The sequence below is a fragment of the bacterium genome (genome assembly GCA_023230585.1).
In the GTDB taxonomy this organism is placed as follows: Bacteria; Ratteibacteria; UBA8468; order B48-G9; family JAFGKM01; genus JALNXB01.
Map to the genome: position 1 here is coordinate 1 of JALNXB010000086.1, position 6,165 is coordinate 6,165.

At 40.4% G+C, this 6,165-nt stretch carries 4 protein-coding genes and 2 pseudogenes; all 6 read left to right on the forward strand.

Going from position 1 to position 6,165, the window contains the following annotated elements; all coding sequences use genetic code 11:
- A partial coding sequence (locus tag M0P98_08970) for a hypothetical protein (protein ID MCK9266979.1) occupies nucleotides 1–2,559 on the forward strand: 2,559 nt, incomplete at its 5' end.
- Nucleotides 2,560–2,632: 73 nt separating this feature from the next.
- Nucleotides 2,633–2,719: pseudogene (locus tag M0P98_08975) on the forward strand (prepilin-type N-terminal cleavage/methylation domain-containing protein).
- Complete coding sequence (locus M0P98_08980; GenBank protein MCK9266980.1) at nucleotides 2,705–3,397, forward strand: DUF1559 domain-containing protein; 693 nt, start codon at nucleotides 2,705–2,707, stop codon at nucleotides 3,395–3,397. Before M0P98_08975 ends, M0P98_08980 begins: the two are co-directional and overlap by 15 nt.
- A 93-nt stretch (nucleotides 3,398–3,490) precedes the next feature.
- Nucleotides 3,491–3,583 (forward strand): annotated as a pseudogene (locus tag M0P98_08985) (prepilin-type N-terminal cleavage/methylation domain-containing protein).
- A 480-nt stretch (nucleotides 3,584–4,063) separates the two neighbouring features.
- Complete coding sequence (locus M0P98_08990) at nucleotides 4,064–4,204, forward strand: hypothetical protein (GenBank protein MCK9266981.1); 141 nt, start codon at nucleotides 4,064–4,066, stop codon at nucleotides 4,202–4,204.
- Nucleotides 4,205–4,980: 776 nt separating this feature from the next.
- Nucleotides 4,981–6,165, forward strand: a 1,185-nt coding sequence (locus tag M0P98_08995) for a tetratricopeptide repeat protein (protein MCK9266982.1), incomplete at its 3' end; no start/stop codon positions are given.

Genomic DNA, 6,165 nt, shown 5'->3' on the forward strand with positions numbered 1-6,165 from the left:
CGTATTATAGGAGGCAAACAGATAACAAACTTTAAACCTCTTAATGACCCAAACATATTAAACCGCCTACCGAAGGAAGCAAAAGATAAAATATGGGTTGCCAACCTTAAAGAAGCAGGTATCACAGATTACGGGCAACTGCTCAACCGAGGTGGACACGGTAAAGCAAATCCCGCCGCACTCGAACTCTTTTTCAACGGCAGAGCAATGCCGCTTGCGCGCTGGCCCAACGAAGGCTGGCTCAAAGTTGCAGACATAAAACCTGTTGGGGAAGTAAAGGGTAGAGGACTATACCAGCTGGGAGGTTTCACGTACACAGGCGACAGACCAGAAAGATGGACAGAAGAAAAAGATGCATGGTTAAACGGTTACTGGTCAGTTCCTTACGCCAATACTCACACGAAAATAAAATTTATTGACAGCACAGCAAAAAACATTTTTCTTGAACCTGACACAAGATGGTCTTCTACGGGATATTATTCAAGTCGTTACAAAATCCAGATATTGAAAAATATGCCTTACTATGCTTACAACCTACTTAGCGAACTTGATTCTCCAGGAGAATGGTACCTTGACAGGTATACGGGTAAACTATACCTATATCCTCCCGAGAAGGTACAAAACAGCGAAATGATAGTTTCTACGTTAAACTCACCTTTATTAAAAATAGAAGATACATCCAATATAGTTCTTTATGGACTCACCTTAGAAGTTACAAGACAAGATGCCGTAACAATGGAAGGAGGAAGGAACAACATCATAACAAAGAGCATTATTCGCAACACAGGACAATGGGCAGTAAAAATAGGAAGCGGATGGGAACATAAAGTTATAGGTTGCGACATATACGATACGGGAGAAGGAGGCATATCCCTCAATACTAACCCTATAATAGGCAACCACCAGATTACCCCGGGCAGAAGGGAACTTATTCCTGCAAGACATACAGTTGAAAACAACCACATATACCGTTTCAACAGGTTTGACTACGGATACAGGCAGGCGGTAAACATTGATGGAATCGGGCAGGTGGTATCTCATAACCTCATAAATGATTCCCCTATGCAGGCAATATGTTTTAACGCCAACGACCATATCATAGAATTCAATGAAATGCACGACGTTCTCCACACAGGAAAAGAACTCGGCGCAATTTATGTATACGGCGAGCCGTGGTATATGATGAGTCGAGGCACCGTTATAAGAGGTAATCTATTCCACCACATAAGTTCCAACTCCTCTCCCAACTACCAACAGCAATGTTTCGGACTCGTGCTAGACTGTATCAACAGCGGCATTGTTATGGAAAACAACATTTTTTATAAGGTACCCAGAAGTATCCTTTTCCCAGGTCCAGATAACAGGATAGAAAACAATATATTTGTGGATGCCGACCATGCCATACAACTGAACAATATGTGGACTCTGTTCAATAATCCTAAAGGAGAACCTATCCCCTCCAGAATATCCAAACTTGCGGAAGAACGGCTCAAGGTCGTCGGCTACAAACAGCCCCCTTGGAGTTATAGGTATCCTCAATTGGTTACCACCCTTTATGACAAAACGCCAGTGGGATGGGCAAAAGGGATAACTGTAAAACGGAACATTAATACAGCGGGAAGGTTTATGACTTTTGGAGGAGTAAGAGACGATATTGATTTTAAAAATAATATCACACTTGAAAACCCACTTTTCCTTGACAGCAACAACACCGATCTTGATATAAGGCAAGGCTCCCCCATTTATGGACTTACAGGATTTGAACCTCTACCAGAAATGGAATATATTGGTGTTTATAAAGATGAACTTCGAGCAAGTTGGCCTGTAAATAGAGAAAAAAAAGAAATAGGCAAATACTATTACAAAAAACCTGCTTGGGCAGCCTCCGCTTCATCAGGAAGGATAGTCGACCCTCCTCCTATATACAATATCCGTCCCAGAAAATCGGTTATTACAATAGACGGCAAACTTGACAAAAAAGAGTGGGGAGAACTGGATATAAAAAACTCAATGGTAATCGAGAACCACCATACAGGCAAAAGAGTCAAAGGAGCAAAGAGTTACGCATGGCTTTTTTACGACAAGAATTATCTATATATTGGGATAAAGCATGAGCCTGATCCTTATAAGAGCGATATGCCCCCAGCAATGAAAAACCATATTCCTTCGTTTGAGGTAGCAATAGAAAGCCAACAGGGCGCTCACAGCCACGGATGGTGGCAATACGATATGGTAACTTCGGGTCCTATCTATTCTATAAGCGGCAATTTTAGGGGAGAATTTAAACTGAACAATCTTTTTGGAATGCCTGAAGAAAAAGTCAAAGATTTCATTGAATCCGTTGAATGTAAGGCTGATATACAGGATGAAGAGAATCGGATATGGACCTCTGAGATAAAAATACCTATTTCAAAAATAGGTATTAACCCTGAGGAAGTTGAAAAACTGGCTTTTAATATAGGCATTTCCAAACGTGACGGATGGTTTGCATGGGTTCCAACAGGAGGTTCTATCTGGAAAATTGAAAATGCAGGGTTTATTAAGATTGACAACAAATAAAAACTATGCTATAAATTCTTTGGGAATGCGTGAATTGTATAAAATTATTAAAAGTAAAAGGAGGTGAAAAAAAATGAAAAAAAATAAAGGCTTCACGTTAATAGAACTCCTTGTAGTAATAGCAATCATAGCCATACTTGCCGCAATGCTTCTACCCGCTTTAGCAAAAGCAAGGGAGCGGGCAAGAAGGGGAGTTTGTATCGCCAACCTCAAACAGATAGGGCTTATACTTCACATATATGCCCAAGACTGGAACCAGTACTTTCCAACATGTTACCATACAACAGAGGCATCAAACCCAAACGTTTCTCTGGCACTTCTTACCGGGCAGATAGACCCCACATCAGATGACCTTGAAACCCCAGCCTACGTGAAAGACTGTAGCATATTCTGCTGTCCAAGTACCTATGACAACCCTAACACAGAAGCAACTAATCCGTATAACAGAGTTGTACCCGGAATGTTATGGGGGCACGCTGGTACTCAAGGACAGGGTACATGTTCGTATGCATACGCCTACGGGCTAAACTTACAGACTCATCCTGATACAGTCATAATGGCTGACCGCAAAAAGATTACCAGCGGACACTATGGCGGTACTTCAACTTGGGAAGTTAAATCGTCTGCCAGACTAAGGGTTTACAAGAAACATAATCACGGATGGGACGGCTTAAACGTACTGTACGTAGGAGGTAATGCAAAATGGATAGGGACAGAATTTGTTCCAGCTGCAACAGATTTAGATGCTTATCGCATGCTTGATCAGAAAGACGTTCCTAACTGTTTCCTTCACGCTCCTCATGAAGGAAGACTGGTAAACCTAAATCATACATACTGATAGCGAAATAATAAAACAGTGAAAATTGTTTAACGGTAACAAAATAATCCCAACTATATAAAAAATAAGAGGGGTAAAGAGAGGTGAAAAAAGATGAAAAGAAAAAGTAGTAGAGGTTTCACATTGATAGAACTCCTTGTAGTAATAGCAATCATAGCCATACTGGCGGCTATGCTACTCCCAGCCCTCTCAAAAGCAAGGGCAAGAGCAAAATCTGCAACTTGTATGAACAACCTTAAGCAGATAGGTATTGGTGTGCTTTTGTATTCAGATGACTGGGCAGGAATTGTAAACTTACGGCTACAAAGCACTCTGGTTCCAGCAGGACAACTGTATTACGATGGAATGTTCGGCGATTTACGCGGTTATATTTCTTCTGAAGTTATCTCATGCCCGTCTGCTTTACCTTATACCCCTGACCCAATCCTTGGTCAGGCAACATACGCCCGTGATGGTACTGGAACTTTTGTAAATTCTGAAGGGTGGTTTAGACCAAAACTTATACTTAATAACCAATCAGATTTCATCTTATTTGCAGAATCTCTTGCCAGTACATACTATACCCCTGAAATGAAAATGTTTAACCATCAGTTCGAAAATTTTGGACCAGGTGGTGCTGATGCGCCGAGTCTCTATAGCGTAACACATTTTAGACATGCAAATCTAATGAATGCCCTATTTTTAGATGGTCATGTTGAATCTGTAACTACCAGCAGATTTGTTGAAGCAGTAAAAAAACATTATACTTCCAAACACTGGTGGGTAAAACTTGGTAACAAGGCTCCTATAAAACTAACGTGGGAATAGGGTTTTATTATACATAAAGACACAAAAAAAGGGCAAAAAGTATGGGTGTTATTTGCTCACTCTCGTTTTTGCCTTCTACCCTTGGGCTTCTCCCGAAGTTTTAGTGAGGGAGGGGAAGAGTGCTGGTGCGAAGAATAATGAGCACTGTATAGCACAAAGGGCGAGTTGGTAAGCCCGCTGACTGAAGCCCGTAGGGCAAGAAAGGATGAGGGGGGGGGTAGTTAGCAACCTAACCAAAAACGGAAGACGTAATGATAAAGAATGGGGTTGCCCTTGTATGTCATTCCGGACTTGAACCGGAATCTCGTTTTTACGCTGTGCCTACTATCGACGTGGGTTAGGTTAGTGATCCTGAAACAAGTTCAGGATGGTAAAATGGGGCGGTCAGAATAGTATAGTGGGCGGAGAGAATATGGAGCATTTCACTCGGAGGTACTCAGGACAAGCCTAAGGGCTTGTCCTGATAGTTTTTGTGAAGGGGAGAGACAATGTGGGGATGGCTTGCTAATATTTACTAAAAATTTGAGTGAATCTCACCTTGTTTGTATAGTGCAAACAAGTTTTCGTATGCACAAAAGATTTATGCAGACAAGTTCCCAATAGGCAAGACGGGGTTTACTGAATATTTACAAATAATTTTATATACTCCCATTACCTTACAAACTTGTTAAGATTTTTCGTGACTAAAAAGAACCCTAAAACTATAAAAGTTAAGACCCATCTTAATAAAATTAACAAACTTATGAACAAACCTTTCTTTTAATACAGGAGTTACTATGAAAACAAATTGGACACTACAAGGAATAGTAATATTCTTTCTTTACACGCTTCTTGGCACATTATGCTTCGCTCTGCCAGAGCCAGAAGGGTTTCCTACAGGATGGAGACTTAACCCCAGCGGAACTACTGCATATACAAAAGAGTTTAAGATTATAGAAAACCCTACAGATGCCTACAAAGGCAAAAGATATGCTTATATAAAGGGGCATCTTGTGACAAACAATCTCATATACGTTGCCGAGGATGACCAGTTGATCATAAGTTTTTACGCAAAAGACCCCGAAAGAAAAGATGTAAGCGTACAGATTTACGCTTATGAACTTAATAAACAAGGGCGCTTAACTGCACCCGCCCAACTGACTGTGGTAACGAAAAAAACTGGCACTGAATGGACTAAGATTGAAGGAAATATAACCATACCTAAAAAAGTTGCGAATAAAAGAATTAATGCAGTAAAGGTTGCGTTAATAAGCAGAACTGGTGCTTTTGTGGATTATGCACATATAACACATATACAAACCCCCGAATGGAAAAACTATCAGGATGCTTCCCTAAATGCAGGCAGACAGGAAGCAGAAGGAGATTTTTCGAATGCTCTCAAGGCTTATACTGAAGCAGTTAAACTTGCAAACACAGAAGAAGAAAAAAAAGAGGCTACATTAAAAGCAAACGAAGTAGAAAAACGTTTAAAGAGAAGTATGGGCAAAACATTCATTGAAGATATTTTTGGGAGAGCTGATGTTTTCTTGCAAAAAGGCAATTATACAGAAGCACGTAAGGAATACGAGAAAATAAAGGAACTAAAGGAGGTAGATTACAGCATACCTCTGGCTCTTTTCAATATTGCAGAAAGTTACCGCCTACAGAAGGATTATGCAAACACACACAAAACATTCAACCAAATTTTCACTACCCCAGGACTCACCAAATACTATCATATATATGGACTATTTAGAGAGGCGGAAGTATATATTGAGCAGAAAAATTACAATAAAGCACGACAATTGTATCAACAGATTATAAGTAAAGAAGGTGCCTTAGAGCACCATATACTCAAAGCCCGTCTTTACACAGGAGATACATACAGGGCGAGACGGCAGTATCGTAAAGCAACTGATATTTACACTACTCTTCTTAGAGAGCAGGAAACATCAGACTTTCCTAACGAAAGTTTTAGGGTA

Bases quoted from the DNA above. Each gene is read 5' to 3' on its own strand.
- M0P98_08990 (MCK9266981.1), top strand. From the start codon at position 4,064: ATGAATGCCCTATTTTTAGATGGTCATGTTGAATCTGTAACTACCAGC.
- M0P98_08980 (MCK9266980.1), top strand. From the start codon at position 2,705: ATGCTTCTACCCGCTTTAGCAAAAGCAAGGGAGCGGGCAAGAAGGGGA.